The sequence below is a fragment of the Streptomyces sp. NBC_01320 genome (genome assembly GCF_035974375.1).
GTDB lineage: Bacteria > Actinomycetota > Actinomycetes > Streptomycetales > Streptomycetaceae > Streptomyces > Streptomyces yanii.
In genome coordinates this window covers 1,718,996-1,742,643 of sequence record NZ_CP108390.1, presented here as the reverse complement: position 1 = coordinate 1,742,643, position 23,648 = coordinate 1,718,996, and the positions used below count along the sequence as shown (strand labels likewise).

Here is a 23,648-nt window from a genome sequence, read left to right as displayed (position 1 = left end):
CATCCCTACGCAATCCGTATGTCTGCCAGGCTGCAGCCGCAACATGGCATGTTCACGGCTTCAAGTAGGGAGACTCATGCGCCCCATCATGCGTATGGCCTTGGGCACGGCGACCGCCGCCGTCCTGGCCGTCACTGCGGTCACGCCATCCGGGGCGGCGGATGCGCCGCCTGACGGTGCCTCGGGGAAGAAGCCCATCATCGGTAGTGGGACCACGGCATCGGGCGGCAAGCAGGTGACGGTCACGCTCGTCACCGGCGACAAGGTGCTGGTGACCACGGACAGGTCGGGCCACAGCTCGGCGGCCGTGCTGCCCCGCGAGGACGGCACTCAGCCGCTGGTCCAGACGTATCAGACGGGCAAGGACCTTTACGTCTACCCGGAGGACGCCTCTCAGGCGATCGCCGAGGGCAAGGTCGACGAGCAGCTGTTCAACGTGACTGGGCTCATCCGCCAGGGATACGACGACACACACACCGACACGCTGCCGCTTATCGCCACCTACCGGAACAGTGTGAACGTCGCCGAAAGCGCGCCGGCGGCCCCTCGCGGGTCCGAGCGGGGCCTGAGTCTCCCCGCGGTGGACGGCGTCGCGCTCAAGGCAGGCAAGGACACCGCCGCCGCCTTCTGGCAGGACGTCACCAACACCCGCTCGCGTTCTGGCTCCACGCTGAAGAAGCTGTGGCTGGACGGCAAGGTCGAGGCCACGCTGGACCAGTCCACCAAGCAGGTGCACGCGCCGGAGGCCTGGGCCGAAGGCTACGACGGCAAGGGCACCAAGGTCGCCGTGCTGGACACGGGCGTGGACGCCGAGCACCCGGACCTGGTGAGCCGGGTCGCCGCGTCCAAGAACTTCACGGACTCCAACAGCACCAACGACCGGGTGGGTCACGGCACCCACACCGCCTCCACGGTCGGCGGTTCCGGAGCGGCCAGCGACGGCCGCAAGAAGGGCGTCGCCCCCGGGACCTCCCTACTCGTCGGCAAGGTCCTCAACGACAGCGGCTCCGGCGCAAGCTCCTGGATCATCGCGGGTATGCAGTGGGCCGTCGACCAGCAAGCCGATGTCGTCTCCATGAGCCTGGGCAACCCCGCGATCGGCGACTGCACCGACCCGCTGGCCGAGGCCACGAAGCAGCTCTCGCAGAACACGCACACCCTGTTCGTCGTCGCTGCCGGCAACGCCGGCTCGGGCATCGAGACCGTCTCCTCGCCCGGCTGCGTGCCCGGCGTGCTGACCGTCGGCGCTGTCGACCGTGACGACACCACCGCGTGGTTCTCCAGCCGCGGTCCGGTGGCCGTCACCCACACCCTCAAGCCTGAGATCGCCGCCCCCGGCGTCGATATCTCGGCGGCCAACGCTGGCGGCCGTGGCGTCTACGCCTACCAGACGATGTCGGGCACCTCCATGGCGACCCCGCACGTCGCGGGCGCGGCGGCCATCGTCCGCCAGGCCCACCCGGACTGGACCGCGCAGCAGATCAAGGCCGCACTGGTCTCCTCCGCCCGCACCGGCGGCCAGGTCGCCGGCGCTGACCAGACCGGGGCCGGCGTCCTCGACGTGTCCGCGGCGGTGCACCAGAAGGTGCTCTCCGCGCCCGCCGTCCAGGGCGGCAGTTACAACTGGCCGCAGGACACCTCGGACCGCACCACCGTGCAGGTGCCCTTCACCAACACCAGCGCCGCTGACCTCGCTCTGAGTCTCAAGGTCAGCGGTGTGCGCGGCAACGACGGCAGCGACGTCAACTCCGGCGTCATCAAGCTGGAGCAGGGCAAGGTGACCGTTCCCGCGGGGGCTACCGTCCAGGTGCCGGTGCGGATCGACCCCACCGCCCGCCTCAAAGCCGGCCAGTACGGCGCTGTCACCGGCCGGATCCTGGCCACCGGCGGCGATGCGCACGTCTCCGTGCCCGTCACGCTCTACGTCCAGCCGGAGACGGTCACCCTCCGGGTCAAGGTCGTCGACCGTAATGGCAAGCCCGCGACCGGCCCCTCCTCCCTGGACCTGGTCAGCCTCGACACCGACAAGGGCGAGCGCCGCAGCAACCAGGGTGCGACCGCCCAGACGTACAGCGTGCGCCCGGGCGACTATGCCCTCAGCAGCTTCGTGGCGAGCTACGACGCGAACAACAAGCCCGAATCGATCAGCTACCTCGGGAACCCGCAGCTGCGGATCACCCATGACACCACTGTCGTCCTCGACGCCCGCAAGGCCCACCAGCTGAGCCTGCACACCGACCGCCCCTCGACGGTCAACAACACCACGTTCAGCTACGCCCGCACGTGGGACGACACCTGGCAGATATCCGGATCGCTCTTGTCCGGCAACACCGTCCAGAAGTTCTACGCAGACGTCGACGGACGTGCCGAGAACGGCACCTTCGAGTTCCGGCCCACCTGGCGCGCGACCGGCGCCGAGGACGGCTCGCCCTACGTCTACAACCTGTCGTTCCCGACCCAGGGTCCGCTGCAGTCCGACCAGGTCTACAAGCCCGAGGACTCCAAGCTGGCCCAGGTCACCGAAACGTGGAACGCCATGGGCAAGGAGGCCGACTACATCGACGCGATGTTCATCCGCCCCTCCGGGAGCAGCGGCAACTACGTCCCCGTGAGCCCGTTCGGCATGGTCCACGTGCCCGCTACCCGCACCGCCTACTACACGACCGGCGACGACGCCTGGTACCACGGCGCGATGACCAGCTTCCCGTTTGCCGCGTTCATGAACGACCAAGAGCGCACCTACCGGGCCGGAGAGCGGCGTGCCGAGGAGTGGTACGGCGGCCCCCTGCGGCCGGCCGCGCCGCGCGACGCCGACGGCAAGCTGATGCTGACCGCCGAGCGGCAGGGCGACCTGATCGGCTTCCAGAACGCGCTCTGGCTCGACGGCTCCGGCGACCACTGGTCCTACGGCGGGTCGTTCGGCGACCTCGGCAACCTGGTGCTGAAGCGCAACGGCGAGCAGATCGCCACCAGCGCCTACCCGTACGACGCGTTCAAGGTTCCGGCTGAGGACTCCGCGTACGAGCTCACCCAGAACCTGTCCAAGATCCCGACTTCGGACCGGAACTGGCTGCGCTCCACCGATGTCACCACCACCTGGAGCTTCCGCTCCCACCTGGAGCCGGACGTCTACTCGCGCGGCCTGCCGATCCTCTTCCCGGCGTACGACGTGCCGGTGGACGGCCTGAACACCCTGCCCGCGCAGAGCGGCATCAAGGTCGGCCTGTCGGCCGAGGGCCACGCCGGGTACACCCCGGGCGCGATCACGGCGGCCAAGCTGTCCTACTCCTACGACGGCGGCGCCACCTGGACCCAGGCGCCGACCGAGCAGCAGGACGGCAAGTGGACCGCCGTCCTCGACCACACCGGCGCCTCCGGCAAGCAGGTCACGATGAAGGCCACCCTCACCGACGCCAACGGCAACGCGGTCACCCAGACCATCACCCGCGCCTACGACGTTCGGTAACCACCAAGCCCGGCCGGGCGGTCTCCCGCAACGGGCGGCCCGCCCGGCCGGGCACCTGCTGTTCCCACCCGTGATCATCAGGGCACGGCCGGTCCAGATGCAGACCGCCGGAGCCCCGACAAGCCGACAGCTTGCCGGGCTCCCGCGGCCGTCTTCAGGGGACTCCGAGCACACAAGGCGTACGACACCGGACGGGGCCGGGCTCCCGGGTGGTGGGGGTCAGTGCCGGAGCTCAGCCGCTCGGCGTAGCGTTCCAGCCCGTGGCGAGGGCCGCGTCCCTTCTCGCCGGCAATCCGGAAGCCGGCCAGGAGCAAGGAGCGCGCGCCCCTCCAGGCTGCCCGAATCGGGACCGTACCTGCTGTTGGGGCCGGGCAGCATCGCCCGGCGAGCGGAAGCCGGCCCACCCGCACCGCTCCGAGGCCGTGATCCGCGTCGCGATGATCGACCTCATGAGCCGACGGCTCACCCGCGAATCCACCCCGTCAGCCGCACCGGCGTCGTGACGGCGGCACTGGCCCGTGGCCTGATCCCCGAACCGTTGCCCGGCCCACGTCGCCGACCGCACGACCGAATTCGGCGAAGGCGCGCAGCCCGTCCGACCGGCCCGAGTTTCCGGACCTCACAGCGCAGCGAGGTGCCCGTGCCGGACGTACGGGCGGCGCACGGCCGCCGCATCAACACTGTGCGCGGTGCGACGACTTGGTGCTGGTCACCGTTCACACATGAAAGAGCCCCTGATCAGGGCCTACGCCGTGCGCTGACGGCAGACCTCTTCCGACCACCCCTGGCGCAAGGCACGCCCTCGCGCCAGGGGTGCACCCCCCTTGTACTGGCAATCAAATACCTCGCCGGGACGCCGTATTGCCGAAAGCAGTAACGTCCTTCCGCGCGCGGCGTCCGATACCGCGTGATACTCGAACGCGCGATGCTCAACGAGGTCCTGGAGCACGGGAGATGGTCGGCTCAGCATGATCGGGCCGAGTTCAGAACGGACATGGAAACCGGATCAGTTCAGTCCCCGGGCGCCTGCTGCGTGACGACGATCTCACGCTTGAGGATCTTGCCCGTTGCGCCCTTGGGCAGTGCGTCGGCGAAGGTGACGATCCGCGGGTATTTGTAGGCAGCCACTCGCTGTTTGACGTAGTCGCGCACATGGTCGGCCGTGGTCTGCGTACCAGGCCGGAGGGTCACTACGGCGGCCACCTCCTCCCCGTGGATCTCGTGCGGCACGCCGACGACGGCCGCTTCGGCTACTGCCGGGTGTTCGTAGAGCACCTCCTCGATCTCGCGCGGGTAGACGTTGTAGCCGCCGCGGATGATGAGGTCCTTCTTTCGGTCGACGATGAAGTAGTAGCCGTCCTCGTCGACACGGGCGAGATCACCGCTGTGGAACCACCCGTCCCGGATGGCTTCCGCAGTCGCATCCGGGCGGCCCCAGTAGCCCTTCATCACGTTCTCGCCGCGGATTGCGATCTCACCGACTTCGCCCGGGCTCATCGTGGTGCCGTCGTCCGCAACGAGTTTGAGTTCGACTCCGCGGATGGGGACGCCGATTGAACCGGCCTTGCGTGGTCGGTCCGGGGGGTTGAACGCGGCGACCGGTGACGTCTCCGAGAGTCCGTATCCCTCCAGAACGGTGACGCCGAATTCCCGCTCGAAGGTGTGCAGCACCTCGACCGGCAGGGAAGCTCCACCGGAGACGGCCAGATGCAGCCTCGAGAGGTCGTAGCTGTCGGGGATCCCGGCGTGGAGCAGGGCAGTGAACATCGTGGGGACGCCCAGGAAGACGGTGACCCCGTCCCGGTGCATGATCTCCAGCGCCTTGGCCGGCTCGAACCGCGGCAGCATGGTCAGGGTGGCGGCCGCAGCGACGGCGGCGTTGAGGGCGCAGGTCTGGCCGAAGGCGTGGAACAGCGGCAGGCCCCCGAACAGTACGTCGCTCGGCCCGATGTGGAGGAGCGTCTCGGCAGCGGAGGCCGCGTTGGTCATCAGGTTGCGGTGAGTCAGCTCGGCGCCCTTCGGGGTTCCCGTCGTGCCCGAGGTATAGAGGATCACGGCAGTGTCGTTCTCCGCCCGGTCGACTGCCTCGGGCATCGGTTCGGTTGCCCGTACCAGAGTGTCGAAGGTCATTGGGTTCGTGACCAGGCAGTCGACGCCGACCTCTGCTGCGGCCTTCGCGACCGCGTCCGCGCACAGCGGGAACGCCAACACGATCCGGGAGCCGGAATCCCGGAGGGTGAAGGCTATTTCACGCGCTTTCAACAGCGGATTCATCGGCACTACCACGGCGCCTGCGCGGAGGATGCCGTAATACGCGATCGGGAAGTAGGTGACGTTGGGCATGACCAACGCGACGCGATCGCCCGCCCGGACGCCCTTGGCTTGCAACAGTGAGGCGACCCGGGCGCTGGTATCGTTCAGTTCGGCATATGTCAGGATGATTTCGTCCTGGCGGATGGCGACCCGGTTGCCCTCGGCCCAGGCGGATTCCGCCAGCATGGTGGCGAGGTTGTCCATGCGGTTTCCCCTTTGATCTGAGCTGGTGGCGGTCACTGGTGGCGGAAAGAGCCGCCGAAGGATGCGGAGTTGTGTGTCGTGATCATGTCGCGGGGGGTGATACCGCCGCGGCCGGGACCGCAGTGACTGCTGTGCATGTCTCCCCAGAAGTCCGGTGGCAGTTCCCGCCCCTGCTGCAGGGTCAGCCACAGCCGCAGCATGTGACGCTTCTGCTCGGGTTCGTCGAAGTCCTCGTATTCCGTACGGGAATGCAGAACCGCGTGGTTGTTGAGCAGCAGCAGGTCGCCGACCTCGAAGCCGACGTCAAGTCGGAGCTCTGGGGAAACCGACAATTCGTCGATGAGGTCGAACAGCTCCATATCCGTCCGCTCCAGACGGGACACGTCAGGAAAGCGCTGAGCGGACTCGAGGTAACAGCGGTTGTAGCGCATGCTGAGCTTGCCCCCGGACCAGGACGCCAGCGGAACCGTGTAGTACGGGCGCTCACCAGGGGTGTGTTCCTCCCGGCGGTCGAGGAAATGGGTTCGGTACAGGCCTTCGACCAGATCCGGCCGCCGCGCCAGGAGCGCGTTGTGGACCGCCGCGGAGCTGACCACGGAGATACGTCCACCGGAGCGGGCTGCCCGCAGGTACAACAGTCCGAGGACATCGGATCCGTCGGTGTGGAACGGCAGCATCTCCCTGGTCTGGTAGCCGCGCGTTGCGGGGGCGGCGATGCTGTGACCGGTGTCCCGGACGTGGCCGAGCATGTGGCCCGCCGCGTTCTGCGACACCGGGACACCCAGGTGCTGACACAGTCCCCAGAAAATGGGCTCTCCTGTCGGATCCGTGGGTCGCTGACCAGGGCTGATACGCAGAACACGCCGTACCCGGGGTACGTTTCGACTGCTTAAGGAACGAAACGGAAGAACCTGGATACGGCGTGCGAAGTCCAAGGATATGGACTCGGCTGCTCGATGTCGAAAAGACGGTGATCGAGCAGGTCGAGGCCGAAGAGGAAGGCTCCGGCGAGGATGCCGACGGCAGTGTGGTGATCGTTGTCCATGCCCGTCCGGTCAAGGGGCGGCGGCAGAGGTGCGGGATCTGTGGGCGCAGGGCGGCGAAGTACGACGCCGGTGAGGGGCGGCGTCGCTGGCGGGCCCTGGACATCGGCGTGCTCACGGCTTTCATCGAGGCCGACGCGCCCCGGGTGTCGTGTCCGGTGCACGGGGTGACGGTGGCTGGGGTGCCCTGGGCCCGGCACGGCGCCGGTCACACCCTGGCTTTCGACGCGCAGGTCGCCTGGCTGGCGACCTGCTGTTCCAAGACGGCCGTCACGCAGCTGATGCGGATTGGGTGGCGCACGGTCGGCTCCATCGTTGCCCGGGTCTGGGCGGATGCCGAGGCGCAGACCGACCGGCTGGCCGGGCTCCGTCGGATCGGGATCGACGAGATCAGTTACAAGAAGCGCCACAGGTACCTCACCGTCGTCGTCGACCACGATTCCGGGCGTCTGCTGTGGGCCGAACCCGGCCGGGACAAGGCCACCTTGAACAAGTTCTTCGACCTGCTGGGACCCGAACGCTCCGCGAAGATCACGCACGTTTCGGCCGATGCGGCGGACTGGGTCGCCGGCCCGGTCTCCGCGCACTGCCCGAACGCGGTGCGGGTGATGGACCCCTTCCACACGGTGAAGTGGGCCACCGACGCGCTGGACGTCGTACGCCGCGAGGTCTGGAACACCGAACGCAAGGGCAAGGGCCGGACCACCAAGGGGTCGAAGTCGCTGAAGAAGGCCCGCTTCGCGCTCTGGAAAAACCCTGAAGACCTCACCGTCCACCAACGGGCCCAGCTGGAGTTCATCGCCAGGGCCCACCCCGTCCTCCACCGCGCCTACCTGCTGAAGGAAGGACTCCGCCTCGCCCTGAAAGCCGGCCCCCACACTCCCGAAGCCCTGTGGGACTGGGTGCTCTGGGCCCGCCGCTGCCGACTCGACGCCTTCGTCGACCTGCAGAGGTCCATCGTCAAACACTGGGACGCCATCACAGCCGCCGCCGAGCACGGCCTGTCCAACGGCCTCGTCGAGAGCATGAACACCAAAATCCGCCTCATCACCCGCATCGCCTTCGGCTTCAAGAACCCCCAAGCCCTCACCGCCCTCGCCATGCTCAGCCTCGGCGGCCACCGCCCCCACCTACCAGGCCGTCAACTCCCAAGCCGATAACCCACGGATCCGACAGGAGAGCCAGAAAATGGTGCTTGCCCCCGCCTGGCTGTAACGCTCGACCGGAATGCGTTTGACGAGCACGAAGCCGCGTCCGTTCTCCAGCTCGTCGGCGATGCGCTCCAGCTCCCCGGCCAAGGTCGGCAGCGGAAAGTCGCCGGCGCTCACCTTCAACAGCGGAACGCCTCGCTCACGCACCGCGCGCAAGGCGGCCTCGAGCTCGCCGATCTGTGTCGGTGAGAGCCGCAGGACCCCCTCGTCGGAGCCCGCCAGGTCCGGGCCTTTCCACGCGGCCGGCCCGGTGTACGACCTGCGCAGCACGCTGATCACGTTCGTCATGGTGACCTCCCCGGGGTCGCAGGGGCGTTTCAAAGTCCCGATGATCAGGTGAGTCTGCAGGTCATGGTGCTGCAGGGTGTCGAGGGTGACCCGTCACGGAAGCAACGAAACTCCGGTTGAACGGGGTGACCTTCCCAAGTCGCCCTGCTTCGCCGGAGTTTCGATGTGTCGTCAGTCTGCCACCGTCTGTCTGGTCAAGCCGCCCACCCTGGCGGGTGTCGCAGTGCTTCCGCTGGTGGAGCGGTTGCGGTTGCTGCCTGATCCCCGGCGCCGGCGCGGTGTGCGTCACCCGTTCGTGGCGGTGCTGCTGGTCGCTGCCTCGGCGGTGGTGGCAGGCGCCCGGTCGTACGCGGCGATCGGGCAGTGGTCCACCAGCGCCCCGCAGCACACGCTGGCCCGGTTGGGCGCCCGGACCGTAGGCGCGCTGGGCGTGCGCGTTCCGCCGAGCGCTGCCACGATCCGACGGGTCCTCGGCCGTGTCTGCCCGGGCGGCCTGGCCGACCTGACCGGCGCCGATCCCGCAGGCGCACAGTCGGTGGCCGTGGACGGCAAGGCCGCCCGCGGGTCGCGTCACGACCAGAGCCCGGCCGCCCATCTCCTGGCCGCGATGACCGACCAGGGGCGGACCGTCACCCAGCTGCGGGTGCCCGACAAGACCAACGAGATCACCTGCTTCGCCGCCCTGCTGGAGCCCTACGACCTGACCGGGGTCACCGTCACGGCCGATGCTCTGCACACCCAGCGCGCCCACGCGCGCTTCCTGGTCGAGGAGAAGAACGCGCACTACCTGCTGGTGGTCAAGGCCAACCAGCCCGGTCTGCACCGACAGGTGCGGTCACTGCCGTGGAAGGACGTCACCGCACGCCGCTACGACCGCGAGAGGGGCCACGGACGCAAGGAGACCCGCGTCACCAGGGTCCTCACGGTCACCGACCTCGGACTCGACTTCCCCCACGCCGTCCAGGCCGTGCGGATCCTGCGCCACCGCACCGACCTCAAGACCGGCGCGTGCACCCGCCAGACCGTCTACGCGATCACCGACCTGACCTCGCATCAAGCCTCGCCCCAACGCCTGGGCCAACTCGCCAGGTCGCAGTGGACCATCGAGAACCGGCTGCACTTCGTCCGCGACACCACCTTCCGCGAGGACGCCTCGAAGGTTCGGACCGGCCACGGGCCCGACAACATGGCGAGCCTGCGGAACTTGGCGATCAACACGCTCCGCGACGCCGGGCACAGCAACATCGCCGCCGGTCTCCGCCACGCTTCCTACGAACCGTTCACCCGCCCACTCGACCTCTTGGGCATCGCCTGACCGGCGCACTCACAAGATCAAGAGACTTTGCAGCGCCCCTGCCCGGGGTCGTGCCTCCGCCCAGCCGGAGTCGCATTCGGCTCTTCGCCGGCCCGGAACCCGAAACCGTGCGAACGACCCCTCTCCTTTCGTTGTGGAAGAACCCCGCGGTTCGGGTGCAGGCATTCCACCTGAGGCCATTGATCCGCATTGGGATTCCGTATCCCTTTCCAGGGCTGGTGAACAGTTGGACTGTTTGCCATGGTGTTCTCCGTCGGATTTCCGATCGGCCGGGACGCCGAATCCAGACGCTGAGCTCCATGCAGTGGTGCAACGCTAGGTCACGACTTGAGTCATCGCTTGACTTGAAGTGACATGTGACTTATCACTTGGGGACAGAGCCTGGAGTGCGCCCATGAAGCCCCTTGTCCGTAATGCAGCGCTGAGCAGCTACGTCGAGCTCAGCCAGTCGCTCGGCATCGACCCGCGGGCCCTGATGAAACGCGTGGGCCTGGACCCCGTCGGCCTCACGGTCCAGGACAGATGGATCTCCGGCGTGGCTGTGACCCAGCTGCTCGAACTCTCGGCGGCGGCCTCACAGCGTGAGGACTTCGGTCTGCTCCTCGCCGAGCGCCGTCGCTTCTCCAACCTCGGCCCCCTCAGCTTGGTCATACGCGAGGAGCCCGACGCCCGCAGCGCGATCGAGCTTCTCGTCCGCCATGAGCACATGTACAACGAGATGCTGCACGGCCGGCTCTCCGACGCGAGTGGCCTGGCCACCCTCAAGGTGAGCCTGGAGCTCGGTGAGGCCATGGCGGCCCGCCAGGCCATAGAGCTGACCGTGGGCGCTTTCCACCAAATTCTTCGCAGTTTCCTCGGTAACCGGTGGCAGCCTGTGTCCGTATGTTTCACGCACAGCGCCCCGCTGGACACCGGAACCCACCGACGCATCTTCGGACCCGCAGTGGAATTCGACCGGGAATTCAATGGGATCGTCTTCTACGCCAGCGATCTCAACGCCCCCAACCCGATGTCCGACCCGCAGCTCCGGACGTACGCGCGGCAGTATTTCGAGTCGCTCGCGGTGTCGAGGGACACGACCGTGGCGGACCGGGTGCGCGAGTTGATCGAAGTCCTGCTCCCCACCGGTCGCTGTTCGATCGAGCAGGTCGCATGCAGCCTCGGCGTCGACCGGCGGACCGTCCATCGGCACCTATCGGCCTCTGGTGAGACGTTCTCCTCCCTCCTCAACGCGACGCGTGCCCAGCTCGCCGAGCAACTCGTGGCGAACCCGCGCCGCTCGTTGACGGAGATCTCCGGGCTGCTGGGATTCTCCGCACCAAGCGCTTTCTCGCGCTGGTTCAGCGAGCGGTTCGGTTGCAGCCCCAGGCAGTGGCGCGTCCGGAGGGCCAGGCAGCAGCCGACCGTGGAGGGATGACCAGCGGCGATCACTTGCTGCCGGGGACCGTGATCACGTACCTCGCCACGGCCTGATCCTCCGAGCTGGGGGTGACACCAGCCGAGGAGGGACGGTCCCCAAGTGATAAGTCTGATGTCACCTGTGGCTAAGCATCCGGCGTAACCGGCAATTAACGTTGCATTACCGCAAGGGAGACCGCCGGCCCGCACGAGGACAGCAGAGACCCTGCCTGAAGCCGTATCTCCCACCGGGACCCATCGATCGTATCCGGGCTGCCCAGCGAGTCCGGGGACCCCGTCTGCAATCTCACTCCGCTTCTCGCCGATCCCCTCAGGCCACGCAGCGCAGGCAGCGATGTGTGCAGCGAGTGAAGACCCATCATCAAAGGAGATGGACTGTGCACTTCTTCGACGACTCCCTGTATCCGGAGAACCAGGAGAAGCTGGTCATTCAGGCCGCGCCCTACGGGCCGGAGTGGCTGCCCGGTGACGCCGACGACCTCCCGCTCAGCATGGACGAGCACGTGCAGGCCGCGATCGACTGCTACAACGCCGGCGCTACGGTGCTGCACATTCACGTGCGCGAGCTGGACGGCCACGGCTCGAAGCGCATCTCCATGTTCAACGAGCTGATGGCCCGGCTGCGCGAGGCGGTGCCGGACATGGTCCTGCAGATCGGCGGGTCGATCTCCTTCGCTCCTGAGGACGAAGGCGCCGACGCCAAGTGGCTCAGCTACGACACCCGCCACATGCTGGCCGAGATCACCCCCAAGCCGGACCAGGTGACGATCGCCATCAACACCAACCAGATGAACATCGTCGAGCTCTTCGACGACGAGGACATCGAGGGCACTTCGATCGCCAAGCCGGCGTACTACAAGGCCTACCGGGACATGGTGGTCGAGGCCGGGCCGGACTTCTACCTCGAGCACCTCAAGCGGCTCCGCACCAACGACATCCAGCCGCACTTCCAACTCGCCAACATCGCACAGCTGGAGACGGTGGAGCGGCTGATCCGAAAGGGCATCTACAGCGGCCCACTCGTGCTCAACTACGTGGCCATCGGGGGCGGGTTCGCCGGCCGTCACCCGGCCGACCTGATCGAGTTCATCCGCCGCGTCCCGGACGGCGCTGTGCTCACCATCGAGGCCTCCATGCGCGCGGTCGCCCCGATGAACGCGATCGGTATCGCCCTGGGCGCGCACGTGCGGGTGGGTAACGAGGACAACCTGTGGCGTCGCAAGGGCGACCGGATGTCCTCCGTGGAGCAGGTCGAGCAGATGGTCCAGATCGCGAACGCGCTCGGTCGTGAGATCGCCACGGGCCAGGAGGCCAAAAAGATCTACAAGATCCGCGAATGGTACTCGGACGCCGACGAGACCCTGTGCCAGCTCGGCATGGTGCCCAACCGCCGTCCCGGCCGGCGCGGCTTCATGCTCCGCGACGCCAAGAGCTGACCCGATCCCACGAGGGGCGGTCGCGGGGCCGACACGGCATCCATACCAGCCGATCGAGGTCGGCCAGCGACCGCCCCCCCCACACACACACGAGCAAACGGAGCACGTCATGGCACACGCCATTCGCTTCCACGAAACCGGTGGCCCCGACGTCATGCGGTGGGAAGAGGTCACCGTCGGCCACCCGGGCCCGGGCGAGGTACGGATACGGCACATCGCCGTCGGACTCAACTTCGCCGACACCTATTTCCGCACCGGTCTGTATCCGGCTCCGCTGCCTGCGGGGCTCGGTGTGGAGGCCTCAGGTGTGATCGAGGCCGTCGGCGAGGGCGTCACCCATGTCGCAGAAGGCGATCGGGTGACCTACACCGGCAGCCCGTTGGGGGCCTACAGCACGGAGCGGGTCATGCCCGCGGACTCGCTGATCAAGCTGCCGGAGGAGATCAGCTGCGAGACCGCCGCGGCGATGACCATGCGGGGCCTGACCTCGGCCTATCTGCTGCGCCGGATCCACCCGCTGAAGTCCGGCGATACCGTATTGCTCCACGCGGCGGCGGGCGGCGTGGGCCTGATCTTCTCCCAGTGGGCCAAGCAGCTCGGCATCACCGTGATCGGCACGGTCTCCAGCGAGGAGAAGGCCGAGATCGCCCGCACTCACGGCTGCGATCACATCATCTACTACCGGCGCGAAGACGTGGCCGAGCGGGTGCGCGAGCTGACCGACGGCAAGGGTGTCCCCGTGGTTTTCGACAGCATCGGCAAGGACACCGTCGCCGGCTCCATGGCCTCGCTGCAGCGTCGCGGCTTGCTGGTGTGCTTCGGCACGGCATCCGGAGTGCCGCCGCTCGACGCCATGCAACTGGCCATTCACGGCTCGCTGTTCGTGACCCGGCCCGCGCTGGCCGACTACATCGCCGAACCCGTCGAGCGGGACGCCCTGTCGGGTGAGCTGTTCGGTCACGTCGCGTCCGGACGTATCAAGATCGAGATCAACCAGCGCTACGAACTTCAGGACGCGATACAGGCACACCGTGATCTCGAAGCAGGGCGGACCACGGGATCTTCCGTCTTCATTCTCTGAGCACACCGCGCCCCACATGTCACGTCAGAGGAGTGAGCACCATGGACCAGACCATCCACCCGAGGGGAAACACGCCCGTCCTCGTGCGCCCGGGCGTTCCCCGGGCTTCCATCCCTCTTCTTCGGAGGGAATCCCCGCCTTCAGGCGGGGAGGGAATCCGATCCTGAACCCTGCGGCGCGGAGCGCCGCAGTTTCGCTCCGGAATGCCTCGCCCGCGGAGCCGCGCTCAGTCGGGCCGCTTCTGGTTCTCGATGTAGTCCTTGACCACGTGGAGGGGTGCGCCGGCGCATGATCCCGCGAAGTAGGAGCCGGACCAGAAGCGGCCGTGCATGATGGCCTGGTTGACGTGGCCGGTGAACTCCTCTCTTCGTAGCGTGTCAGCATCTCGTCGTTGAAGACGGTCCGCCGGTATCTGGTGACGAACATCAATTGCGTGTGGAGGTGGTGGATGACGTGACGGCCGCGCCGTACGTCGGGGTTTGGTTCCCGACGTGGTGACATGAACCAATGTTACGGTTAAGGTCGATTCGAGTCGGAGGGGTGGGCTGAATGATCCGTGCGTACAAGTTTCTCCTGCGGCCCACCGCCCGGCAGGAACAAGCGCTCGGTGAGATGCTGCGCGATCACTGCGCGCTCTACAACGGCGCGTTGCAAGAGCGTCGTGACGCCTACCGGCACGCCTCGAAGACGACGGTCCGATACGGGCAGCAGTCCGTGCAGCTCAAGGAGATCCGGGCATGCGACCCGGAGCGTCAGGGCCGCTGGTCGTTCTCCTCGCAGCAGGCCACCCTGCGCCGGCTGGACAAGGCGTTCGCCGCGTTCTTCCGGCGCATCAAGGCCGGGGACAAGCCGGGCTATCCGCGCTTTAGGGGGATCGGCCGCTTCGACACGGTGGACTTCCCCAAGGACGGTGACGGCTGCCGGTGGGACTCCACCGCGCATGACCCGGTCACCCGCGTCCGCTTTCAGGGCATCGGGCACGTCAAGGTGCACCGGCACCGGCCGGTGGTCGGCCATGTCAAGACGGTCTCGGTCAAGCGTGAGGGCAAGCGCTGGTATGTGATCCTGACGGCCGAGCGGCCCCGGCCCGAGCCGCTGCCCGCGACCGGCAGCGTGGTCGGCATCGACCTGGGCATTGCCAACTTCCTCGCCGACTCGAACGGCGAGTTCGTGCCCAACCCGCGTCACGGGCGAAAGGCCGCAGCGAAGCTCGAAGCAGCTCAGCAGGCACTGAGCAGGTGCAAGCGCGGAAGCAAGCGCCGCCGCAAGGCGGTAGAGGCTGTGGCACGTCTGCACCGCAAGGTGCGGTGCCAGCGCCTCGACCACGCCCACAAGACCGCCCTCGGCCTCGTGCGGGAACACGACCTCATCGCGCACGAAGACCTCAAGATCCGCAACATGAGCAAGGCCCCCGAACCGAAGCCCGACCCCGACCGGCCGGGCAGCTTCCTGCCCAACGGGGCAGCGGCCAAGGCCGGGCTGAACCGCTCGATATCGGATGCCGGCTGGGGGGTGTTCCTCGCGATCCTGAATGCCAAGGCTGAGAGCGCCGGGCGGGAAGTGATCGCCGTGGACCCCCGCAACACCTCCCGGCGATGCCCCGAATGCGGGCACACCGCCAAGGAGAACCGGCCCACACAGGAGAAGTTCCACTGCGTCGCCTGTGGCCACAGCGCGCACGCGGACACCGTCGGTGCTCTCAACGTTCTACGGGCCGGGCTGGTCCGTCGCGAAGCCCAACCGGCATAGCGAGAAGCCACCCCGTTCACGGGGTGGAGGAGTCACCAAGGTTGAGCCGCTGACTTGCACCATCGGCGCCGAACTGTCCGGTGTGAACCTCGGCGACGCCGCTCGTGACGACGACCTGTTCGCCGAGATCAAGCAGCTGCTGCTGCAGTACAAGGTCCTGTTCCTGCGGGACCAGGACATCACCCGCGCCGAGCACGTCGCCTTCGCCTCGCGCTTCGGTCGGCTCGATGACCACCCGGTGCTCGGCAGCGACCCGGAACACCCTGGGCTGGTCCGCATCTACAAGGACCTCGACAGCAAGCCCGAGCACTACGAGAACGCACTCCACTGCGACGGCACCTGGCGCGAGTGCCCGCCCATGGGGGCCGTGCTGCGCTGCGTTGAGACGCCCGAGGTGGGCGGGGACACGATCTGGGTCAACATGGCCGAGGCGTACCGCAGGCTGCCCGAGCACATCAAGACGCAGATCGCGGGTCTGGGCGCACGGCACAGCATCGAGGCGAGCTTCGGTGCCGTCATGCCGATGGAGCAGCGGCACCAGCTGAAGGCACAGTACCCGGACGCGGAGCACCCGGTGGTGCGTACCCACCCGGAGACCGGCGAGCAGATCCTCTTCGTCAACTCCTTCACCACACACTTCGTGAACTATCACACGCCCGAGAACGTGCGCTTCGGCCAGGACCACGCGCCCGGCGCCGCCAACCTCCTGAACTACCTGATCAGCCAGGCGGCCGTCCCCGAGTACCAGGTGCGTTGGCGCTGGCAGAAGAACAGCTTCGCCATCTGGGACAACCGCTCCACACAGCACTACGCCGTCCAGGACTACTGGCCTGGCCTCCGCAAGATGGAGCGCGCCGGAATCGTCGGCGACAGAACTTTCTGAGCTCCCACCAGAGACGAGAAAGGTGACGCCGATGGGACTGCACACTGCCGGCACGGCCGTGCCGGGGACCTCCCCCGCCTTACCGGCTGTATCCCGCAGGTATGCCTGGCTGGTGTTTGCGCTGAGTTTCGGGCTTCTGATGTCTGACTACATGTCGCGGCAGGTCCTCAATGCGGTCTTTCCGCTGCTGAAGGCGGAGTGGCTGCTGTCGGATGCCCAGTTGGGTTCTCTCAGCGGCATCGTGGCTCTGATGGTCGGTTTGCTCACCTTCCCGCTGTCACTGCTGGCGGACCGCTGGGGTCGCGTGAGGAGCCTGGTGATCGCCGCGATCGTGTGGAGCCTGGCGACTTTGGGCTGCGCGGTGTCGGCGAGCTACGGCCAGATGTTCCTGGGGCGGTTCATGGTCGGTGTCGGTGAGGCGGCCTACGGGAGCGTCGGTATCGCGGTGGTCCTCAGCGTCTTCCCCATCAGCCTGCGGGCCACGCTCTCCGGAGCGTTCATCGGGGGAGGCGCCTTCGGATCCGTGCTGGGGGTGTCGATCGGCGGCGTCGTCGCCCAGCAACTGGGCTGGCGGTGGGCGTTCGGCATCATGGGGATCTTCGGGCTGGCACTGGCCGCGATCTACGGCATCGTGGTCACGGAGAAGAGGCTGGGTTCAGCCGCCGGCGAGCGTACAAACACCTCCGGTGAACGCGCGGCCGTCCGGACCTTGCTGCCGCGGCTGTTCTCGTCGGTCTCCGTGGTCTGCGCCTACATCGGCAGCGGACTGCAGATGTTCATTGCGATGGCCCTGCTGGCTTGGATGCCCAGTTTCCTCAACCGCTACTACTCCATGGCCCCCGCGAGGGCAGGGGTGGCCGCCGGGTTGTTCGCGCTGATTACCGGCATTGGCATGGTTGGCGGCGGGATCGTCGCGGACCGTCTCAGTCGTAGGGCCGCGGCTCGGAAGTGGACCGTCGCGATCGCCTGCAGCCTCGGATCGCTCGCGCTGCTCATGACCGGATTCCAGTTGCCGATCGGCCCACTGCAACTCGTGCTGATCGGCGCTGGGACCCTGCTGTCCAATGCCACAGCCGGACCCGCAGCCGCCATGGTGGCGAATCTGACCCCTGCGGCCATCGCGGCGACGGCCATGGCCACGCTCACCCTGGCCAACAGCCTGCTCGGGATTGCCACGGGACCCGCGGTGACGGGCATGCTCGCGGACCGCATGGGCCTGCTCGACGCACTGAGGGCGGTCCCGCTCATCGCGATCGCGGCCGGCGCAGCCTTCGCCATCGGCAAGCTCTCCTACGAGAAGGATCTGCGCCGCATGGGCCTGCTGCCCGACGCGTCACTCAAGAACCTGGAGCTGCAGTCGTGAGTCTCATTGCACCGCCGACAGTCGTGATCGTCCCCGGACTGCGCGATCACGTGCCGGACCACTGGCAGACCATCCTCGCCAACAAGATCGCCGACACCCGTACCGTTCCGCCGTTGGAACGCGACCGGCTCAGCTGCGACGCCCAGGTCGCCGCCCTGGACGAGATCCTGTCGGACATCTCCGGGCCGGTCGTACTGGTTGCCCACAGCGCCGGGGTGATGACCACCGTGCACTGGGCGCAACGACACCGGCGCCCCGTCAAGGGCGCGCTGCTGGCGGCGCCACTGGACTTCGACACCCCGCTGCCGGAGGGCTACCTCACCCTGGAAGACCTGCGCGAAAACGGCTGGACGCCGACCCCGCGGACACCTCTGCCCTTCCCCGGCATCGTCGCGGCGAGCACGAACGACCCCCTGGCCGGTTTCGAACGCGTCACCGACCTCGCCCGAGCATGGGGGAGTCGCCTCGAGAATCTTGGTCCAGTCGGACACCTCAACCCCGCCTCAGGCTATGGCGAATGGCCTCAGGCGGAGGAGATCATCCGCGAGCTCAGCCAAACCTCGACCTCCATGTCCATCTGACGCACGACGGTGCCCTTCACGCTCCCTCCTGCCCGCCCTCGGGCAGGAGGGAGCCGTGCACCCACCGAGCGCGCGTCGTCAGATACGTGTCAGCAGTCTGTAGGCGCTTCCACCCCCGCCGGCTGGTCTCTGCACTGATCCCCACCCGCATGACACCCCCTTGGATGCGCTGATGAACACCGACACCGACCTGTTGTGGTCCCCGAGAGGCTCGACAGCCGAAAGCTCCAACGTCGCCGCCTTCATGCGCTGGTTGAGTACGACGCGGGGACTGCCCTTCGCCGGCTGCACGGAACTGTGGCGGTGGAGCACCACCGACGTGCCCGCCTTCTGGTCGGCGGTGTGGGAGTTCTACGGCCTCGACGCCGTCAGCAGCTACGACGAGGTCCTGGCCGACCTGTCGATGCCAGGAGCGTCCTGGTTCCCAGGAGCACGGCTGAACTTCGCCGGGCAATGCTTCGCCCATGCCACCGACGAACGCCCGGTCCTGATCACCGTGGCCGAGGGCGGCGCTCCTGCGCAGACGTCGTGGCAGCAGCTCAGGAGCCAGGCCGGGACTGTCGCTGCGTCCCTTCGCGACATGGGTGTGGGACCCGGTGACCGCGTTGCCGGCTACCTGCCCAATACGGCACACGCGGTGATCGCGTTGCTGGCCGGCGCCACCGTCGGAGCGGTGTGGACGCTGTGCTCGCCGGACTTCGGCACGCCCAGCGTGCTCGCGCGGCTGCAGCAGGCGCAGCCGTCGGTTCTCGTCGCCGCCGACGGCTACTGCTACGGAGGAAAGGAGTTCGACCGACGTCCGGAGCTCGCTGAGATCATGGACGGGCTTCCCACAGTCCGGCACCTGATCGCGGTCGACTACCTCTACGCGTCCTCAACCACATCGGCGTGGTCGCAGCGGACGGAAGTGGCGCAGCACACGTGGTCGGTACTGCTGCGGAACCAGGCGGAGCTCAGCTTCGCCGACGTCGCCTCCGACCACCCCCTGTGAATCTTGTGGTCATCGGGCACGACGGGCGTACCCAAGGGCATCGTGCAGGGCCACGGCGGCATCGTCGTCGAACTGCTCAAGGCCCTCGGCCTCGGTGCCGACCTCCGGACCGAAGACCGCCTTCAGCACCAGGAACCCCAGCCCGTCCACCGAGGTGAGCAGGCCCTCGCCCCAGTCCCAGCGGTGTTGACGCCCAGAGCGACGAACTGCCGCTGGCCCGTCAAACTTCGTGCTTATCGGCGTGTTCGATGCCTGTTGTGGGTGTGGGTTTGTGGATGGTTGTGATTGAGGGCAGGCGCGCCTGGTCGCGGTGTCTCGTTCTGCCGACGTGACCTGCGTTGGCGTGCCTGCTTGGTTTGCCGGTTACCCGTTGCGTCCCGTTTCCGAAACCCGGTGGGGGCCGGACGAAGGCGTGGTGGGGCTGTGTGGCTGGGTGTGTTCGGGGGTGTTGGGGTGGCTGAGTGTGGGTGGGGTTGGCCGGCGGGTGAGGTGTTTGTGTGGCTTGCCCTGGGTGCCTGGGTGCCTGGGTGCCCGGAGGCCTGGGGGTTGGGGGTTGATGTTGGTCTGTGCGGGTTAGTAAAACGACAATATGCGTGCCGGTGTCGGGGTGTGTGGGGTGGACGTGTCAGTGTTCATGGACTTCCCTCCAGTGTGGAGAGTGTCATGAAGCTGCTTCCCAGGATTTTCAGACAGTCGAAGGACCCGGCTGACGCGGTCGTGTCGCGACGGCTTGAGGAAAGTATTGAATGTGCCGGCTACTGGGCGAGGAGGATGCCGTGGGAAGCGGCCCGTCTGGTGCGGAAGGTTCGTTTTTATACTTTGGCTGCGGCGGTGCTGAGTCTTGTCACGGGGCTTTTGGCGTGGCCGGTTATCGGTGGGTCGTCGCAGTTGACGGCGCAGGTCTTCATTTCTGTGTTGGCGGGGATTGCTGCGTTGGTGGTTGTTGTGCCTCATGCCACGGGTCTGAGTGATCGTGGTGATGAGTCGATCAGGCTGTGCGGTACGTACGGTGCGGTGTACCGGGAACTTCTGGAGGCGAGGGGCCGACTTGCTGCCGGATCTTTGGAGGATCCTGCTCATGTGGCCGAGATCATCCGCCAGTTCGAGCATATTCAAGAACGCAGGGATGCGTTGGCGCTTCCGGCGGGGGACGGGTATCTGGAGGGTGGGTCTGGTGTGGGGGCGGTCAGGGGTGGTGGGCGGTGGGGACGTACCGGCCTGGGTGGACTGCGGGAGATTACAGGGCCGTTGCTGCCGTCGACGCGGGGGGGCCCGCAGGACGGCCGGACTGTGGCTGTTGATGACGAGGCCGTTCTTGCGGCGCTGGTCTGTGTGTTGAGGAGCGGGTGCGAGCCGCGGCGTGTGTCGTCGTATGCCAGAGTTTCGTCAGCTGTGGTGCACCGCTTGTTCCGGGTCTGGCCGCGGGCCGGGGGCTGGGGGGCGCCTTCGCCGGGCGGTGCGGGACGGATCCGCCGACTGGGGTTTGCTGGTTCGTTGACGAGTCGTCCCCGGCTCGGCCCGGGTGCGCGTCGCGGGGGCGGTGAACTTGCGGGTCCGGGCCTGGCTGTCGGTGACAGGCCAGGTTCTGGGGTGCAGCTTGTGCGCGATGCTGCCGGTATGCCTGTGGTTCTAGGTACCTCAACGGGCGCCACCCGCGACGCCGGGTCCTGAAAACCGGCCGGGCTCCCGCCGGGTGAAGTTCCCCGAGAGCCGGTCACACCAGTCCTTTGACCTGCGGCTTCGAGTTGGCGGCGGCTTACTCTGGTGCGCACCCGATGACGATGCTCGGCACCCTCGCGCGCACCACGGTGCGCCGCACTCGATGTTCCGCACCGCACCGGTGCGCACACCGCCCGACCGGACCTTGACCAGGTTCGGCCGGACGCGCGTCGTTCCTAGACCAGGTTCGCTACCGGGGTGCGCATCGAGTGCCTGACCCACGCCGACGGCCTCCAGCTGGCGCAGGACACCAGCCACGACCTCGCCACGGTCCTCCTCGGTGAGGACCCGCGCGACGAAGCCGATGACCGCGCGGGCGATGCCTCCCGCCGCGCCCGGCCCGGCCTGCGCCCAGCGGCGCAGGGTGGCCGCGAGGACCCGCCCGACGGCCTCCAGGGCGAAGGAGTCGTCGCACGGATCCGGGTCGAGACCGCACAGCGCGGTGACCGGGACGACGATCCGCGCGGCGACGTCCACGAGCAGCGCAGGCATCCGCGGATCGGCGCCGGCGAACCCGGCAGCCGCTCCGGTGTCACCGGCCTCCACGGCCCGGAGGTAGTTGAAGGCACTGACCGCCGCGTCCGGCATCATCGGGGCGAGCGGCACGGCGGGGTTCTGGAACATGGACGGCTCCTCACGTACGGGCCGCCACGCTGATCGCGGCGGCCTCAAGAGCGAGTCCTGGAGCGCGAGGCTGTGGACAGAGTCCGCGCACCGACGGTGAACGTCCGCCCTCGGCGCCGCGCCGCGTCGTCCCTAGACCGGGTTCACTACGTGCGACATACCGCCCATACCGGTAGGGAGAAATCTCCGTCCCGGCACGCTGAGCGACGGCCGGGGAGAAGCCGCTGCCGCCCTGGGAGGGCAGCTGCGAGACTGCGGAGATGACCACGCAGCGGCTGCCGGTTCCCGTCCCGGATATGCGAGCCCATCTCTTCGTCGGCAGTTACGCCGACATGCACGACCTCGTTGAGGACCTGGTCGTTCCCACCGGCGTACCCGAGGCCGCGGCGACGGTCCTGCGCACGGCCCGCGAGCTGCTGCGCCAGTCGTACTACTGCTACGAGTTCTCCACCGTGGCGGTCATGCACTCCCTGATCGCGGTGGAGATCGTGCTGCGCGACCGGATCCCGGGCGCGGGCACCAAGCCGCTGTTCCAGCTCATCAGACAGGGCGCCGACGCGGGGACCCTGACGGCCCGGCAGGCGGAGTACCTCGACTACGGCCGGCAGATCCGCAACGGCATGGCACACGGCAAGACCCCGCACGCGGTGATGCCGCCGGCCATGGCGGTGCCGACGGTGACCACCTCGTTCGCGATCGTCACCGAGCTGTGTCTCGCGCATGGGCAGCAGAACCAGCCCAGGCCAGCTGAGTTCGGTAGTTGCCGATCTTGACGTGTCCGTCGAGCGTGGAGTCAGATGCGGTGTCGAGTTCGTGACGAGAAGCGGTACCGCCGCATAGGGGTTTGGTGTGTTCATAGCGAAAGAGGTTGCTTTCGATCCTGAGGAAATGCTGGACCTCTACGATTCGGTCGGCTGGGAGGGCTACACCAGCGACGTCGACAAACTCTGTCGCGGCCTACTGAACTCGCATCTCGTCATCACAGCACGGGACGGTTCAGGAACGCTTCTCGGACTGGCCCGGACCATCTCTGACGACGAGCACATCTGTTACGTCCAGGACGTCGTGGTCAACCCTAAGTACCACAGGCAGGGCGTCGGCCGGGCCTTGGTCGAGCATCTCCTGCGGCGCTACTCGCACTGCCGCTTCTTCCTCCTGTCCACGGACCACGCATCGTCCCCGGAGGGCAAGCGCAACCACGCCTTCTACCGGAGTCTGGGCTTCTTGTCCTACGAGGAAAAGGAGATGGCGGGCTTCGGACTGCCCAGGAACCGCCCAGACTTGCGTGACATGGCGCCATAACGAGATCCGTACGTGGCCTGTCCCGTCCGCAGTCTTCCTGGGGCGACCTCTGCCAATACCCCGCTTTCGACGGCCAGCCGCCCTGACGGGCGGCTGGCCGTCCCGCGTTCGGGACCCGGTAGTGCCGTCATTTTTCATCGACATCCGCGAGTCAGGTGATCACCAACTTCCTTCGGAACCGGTCGACAAACGCTCTTCCTGGAGATCAACGAAGCCAGTAGGGGCCTGCTCTGACAGCGGGGAGTCAGCAGGCCAGCGAGTCACCTGCTCCCCTCCAGGCCACCTCGAGCGTTCAGCCGGGCCAAGTCGAGCGCTACAAGGCCAACTACTACGCCCAACTCATACGACTGGTTGCACGTACCGCGCTCAGGATCGTCAGGTGGAACGGATCAACTTCACCGTCCTGCCGGCCGCCGCAACCGGCACCGTCACCGCCGGCCATGGAATCTTCCCCAACACCCTCGTCGACCCCGTCGGCACGATCGGCCACGCAGCCCTGGAAGCCCTCCGGCCCGCCCACCGACGCCAACGAGTGAAGGCCCGCACCCGCAAGAACCCCACCAGCAAGTACAGACCGAACGTCGGACAGTACCCCCCAGAAGGCCCAGAACTACACCGTCCGCACCACCGTCGCGTTCTTCGAACACGGCCTCAATAGCC

At 67.4% G+C, this 23,648-nt stretch carries 18 protein-coding genes and 1 pseudogene; 13 read left to right on the top strand and 6 right to left on the bottom strand.

The genetic code is table 11. The annotated features are described in order from the left end of the window. Nucleotides 1-76 precede the first annotated feature (76 nt). Nucleotides 77-3,466, top strand: a complete 3,390-nt coding sequence (locus tag OG395_RS08390; protein WP_327242316.1) for a S8 family serine peptidase — start codon at nucleotides 77-79, stop codon at nucleotides 3,464-3,466. Nucleotides 3,467-4,477: 1,011 nt separating this feature from the next. On the opposite strand, the gene OG395_RS08385 is transcribed toward OG395_RS08390, so the two are convergent. Next, nucleotides 4,478-5,983, bottom strand: coding sequence for a long-chain-fatty-acid--CoA ligase (locus tag OG395_RS08385; protein ID WP_327242315.1), 1,506 nt, complete (start codon nucleotides 5,981-5,983; stop codon nucleotides 4,478-4,480). Between the two features lie 32 nt (nucleotides 5,984-6,015). Then, complete coding sequence (locus tag OG395_RS08380; protein ID WP_327242314.1) at nucleotides 6,016-6,918, bottom strand: TauD/TfdA family dioxygenase; 903 nt, start codon at nucleotides 6,916-6,918, stop codon at nucleotides 6,016-6,018. Here OG395_RS08380 and OG395_RS08375 point away from each other — a divergent pair. Beyond that, nucleotides 6,906-8,186, top strand: coding sequence for an ISL3 family transposase (locus OG395_RS08375; protein ID WP_327242313.1), 1,281 nt, complete (start codon nucleotides 6,906-6,908; stop codon nucleotides 8,184-8,186). The genes OG395_RS08380 and OG395_RS08375 overlap by 13 nt on opposite strands. Here the strand turns inward: OG395_RS08375 and OG395_RS08370 are convergent. Continuing rightward, nucleotides 8,157-8,525 carry a hypothetical protein gene (locus OG395_RS08370; protein ID WP_327242312.1) on the bottom strand — a complete coding sequence of 123 codons (369 nt, stop codon included), beginning with the start codon at nucleotides 8,523-8,525 and terminating at the stop codon, nucleotides 8,157-8,159. The two genes, OG395_RS08375 and OG395_RS08370, sit on opposite strands and share 30 nt — an antisense overlap. Nucleotides 8,526-8,688: 163 nt before the next feature. On the opposite strand from OG395_RS08370, the gene OG395_RS08365 reads away from it, so the two are divergent. The 4 genes from OG395_RS08365 (at nucleotide 8,689) to OG395_RS08350 (ending at nucleotide 13,776) form a co-directional block, all read left to right on the top strand. Next, entirely contained in the window at nucleotides 8,689-9,840 is a 1,152-nt protein-coding gene (locus tag OG395_RS08365; RefSeq protein ID WP_327241110.1) for an ISAs1 family transposase, read from the top strand. A gap of 394 nt (nucleotides 9,841-10,234) precedes the next feature. Next, nucleotides 10,235-11,257, top strand: a complete 1,023-nt coding sequence (locus tag OG395_RS08360) for an AraC family transcriptional regulator (RefSeq protein ID WP_327242311.1) — start codon at nucleotides 10,235-10,237, stop codon at nucleotides 11,255-11,257. A 379-nt stretch (nucleotides 11,258-11,636) separates the two neighbouring features. Further along, entirely contained in the window at nucleotides 11,637-12,695 is a 1,059-nt protein-coding gene (locus OG395_RS08355; protein WP_327242310.1) for a 3-keto-5-aminohexanoate cleavage protein, read from the top strand. 109 nt (nucleotides 12,696-12,804) lie between these two features. Further along, nucleotides 12,805-13,776 (top strand): quinone oxidoreductase family protein, encoded by a 972-nt coding sequence (locus tag OG395_RS08350; RefSeq protein ID WP_327242309.1) that lies wholly within the window; start codon nucleotides 12,805-12,807, stop codon nucleotides 13,774-13,776. 226 nt (nucleotides 13,777-14,002) lie between these two features. On the opposite strand, the pseudogene OG395_RS08345 reads toward OG395_RS08350, so the two are convergent. Beyond that, a pseudogene (locus OG395_RS08345) lies at nucleotides 14,003-14,101 on the bottom strand (transposase); the annotation flags it as partial. A 224-nt stretch (nucleotides 14,102-14,325) separates the two neighbouring features. Between OG395_RS08345 and OG395_RS08340 the strand changes: the two are divergent. From OG395_RS08340 to OG395_RS08320, 5 genes are all read left to right on the top strand, one after another. Beyond that, complete coding sequence (locus tag OG395_RS08340) at nucleotides 14,326-15,525, top strand: RNA-guided endonuclease InsQ/TnpB family protein (RefSeq protein ID WP_327242308.1); 1,200 nt, start codon at nucleotides 14,326-14,328, stop codon at nucleotides 15,523-15,525. Nucleotides 15,526-15,574: 49 nt separating this feature from the next. Next, the gene (locus OG395_RS08335) at nucleotides 15,575-16,408 is read left to right on the top strand and encodes a TauD/TfdA dioxygenase family protein (RefSeq protein ID WP_327249279.1); all 834 of its coding nucleotides are present in this window, start codon (nucleotides 15,575-15,577) and stop codon (nucleotides 16,406-16,408) included. Between the two features lie 31 nt (nucleotides 16,409-16,439). Continuing rightward, a complete protein-coding gene (locus tag OG395_RS08330; RefSeq protein WP_327249278.1) occupies nucleotides 16,440-17,771 on the top strand; it encodes an MFS transporter in 1,332 nt (443 codons plus the stop codon). Continuing rightward, on the top strand, nucleotides 17,768-18,352 hold the full coding sequence (locus OG395_RS08325) for an RBBP9/YdeN family alpha/beta hydrolase (protein WP_327242307.1): 585 nt from the start codon (nucleotides 17,768-17,770) through the stop codon (nucleotides 18,350-18,352). Before OG395_RS08330 ends, OG395_RS08325 begins: the two co-directional genes overlap by 4 nt. A gap of 172 nt (nucleotides 18,353-18,524) precedes the next feature. Continuing rightward, nucleotides 18,525-19,343 carry an AMP-binding protein gene (locus OG395_RS08320; protein WP_327242306.1) on the top strand — a complete coding sequence of 273 codons (819 nt, stop codon included), beginning with the start codon at nucleotides 18,525-18,527 and terminating at the stop codon, nucleotides 19,341-19,343. 9 nt (nucleotides 19,344-19,352) lie between these two features. Here OG395_RS08320 and OG395_RS08315 read toward each other — a convergent pair whose 3' ends face one another. Together OG395_RS08315 and OG395_RS08310 are read right to left on the bottom strand one after the other, a co-directional pair. Beyond that, nucleotides 19,353-19,493, bottom strand: a complete 141-nt coding sequence (locus OG395_RS08315; protein ID WP_327242305.1) for a hypothetical protein — start codon at nucleotides 19,491-19,493, stop codon at nucleotides 19,353-19,355. Between the two features lie 1,488 nt (nucleotides 19,494-20,981). Further along, nucleotides 20,982-21,686 (bottom strand): hypothetical protein, encoded by a 705-nt coding sequence (locus OG395_RS08310; RefSeq protein ID WP_327242304.1) that lies wholly within the window; start codon nucleotides 21,684-21,686, stop codon nucleotides 20,982-20,984. A 260-nt stretch (nucleotides 21,687-21,946) separates the two neighbouring features. On the opposite strand from OG395_RS08310, the gene OG395_RS08305 reads away from it, so the two are divergent. Beyond that, the gene (locus tag OG395_RS08305) at nucleotides 21,947-22,459 is read left to right on the top strand and encodes a hypothetical protein (RefSeq protein ID WP_327242303.1); all 513 of its coding nucleotides are present in this window, start codon (nucleotides 21,947-21,949) and stop codon (nucleotides 22,457-22,459) included. Between the two features lie 115 nt (nucleotides 22,460-22,574). Beyond that, nucleotides 22,575-22,988 carry a GNAT family N-acetyltransferase gene (locus tag OG395_RS08300; RefSeq protein WP_327242302.1) on the top strand — a complete coding sequence of 138 codons (414 nt, stop codon included), beginning with the start codon at nucleotides 22,575-22,577 and terminating at the stop codon, nucleotides 22,986-22,988. Nucleotides 22,989-23,648 lie beyond the last annotated feature (660 nt).

Coding starts and splice junctions, on each gene's coding strand:
- OG395_RS08390 (WP_327242316.1), top strand. CDS start 77: ATGCGCCCCATCATGCGTATGGCCTTGGGCACGGCGACCGCCGCCGTC.
- OG395_RS08385 (WP_327242315.1), bottom strand. CDS start 5,983: ATGGACAACCTCGCCACCATGCTGGCGGAATCCGCCTGGGCCGAGGGC.
- OG395_RS08370 (WP_327242312.1), bottom strand. CDS start 8,525: ATGACGAACGTGATCAGCGTGCTGCGCAGGTCGTACACCGGGCCGGCC.
- OG395_RS08365 (WP_327241110.1), top strand. CDS start 8,689: ATGTGTCGTCAGTCTGCCACCGTCTGTCTGGTCAAGCCGCCCACCCTG.
- OG395_RS08360 (WP_327242311.1), top strand. CDS start 10,235: ATGAAGCCCCTTGTCCGTAATGCAGCGCTGAGCAGCTACGTCGAGCTC.
- OG395_RS08350 (WP_327242309.1), top strand. CDS start 12,805: ATGGCACACGCCATTCGCTTCCACGAAACCGGTGGCCCCGACGTCATG.
- OG395_RS08340 (WP_327242308.1), top strand. CDS start 14,326: ATGATCCGTGCGTACAAGTTTCTCCTGCGGCCCACCGCCCGGCAGGAA.
- OG395_RS08330 (WP_327249278.1), top strand. CDS start 16,440: ATGGGACTGCACACTGCCGGCACGGCCGTGCCGGGGACCTCCCCCGCC.
- OG395_RS08320 (WP_327242306.1), top strand. CDS start 18,525: ATGAACACCGACACCGACCTGTTGTGGTCCCCGAGAGGCTCGACAGCC.
- OG395_RS08310 (WP_327242304.1), bottom strand. CDS start 21,686: ATGTTCCAGAACCCCGCCGTGCCGCTCGCCCCGATGATGCCGGACGCG.
- OG395_RS08305 (WP_327242303.1), top strand. CDS start 21,947: ATGACCACGCAGCGGCTGCCGGTTCCCGTCCCGGATATGCGAGCCCAT.
- OG395_RS08300 (WP_327242302.1), top strand. CDS start 22,575: ATGCTGGACCTCTACGATTCGGTCGGCTGGGAGGGCTACACCAGCGAC.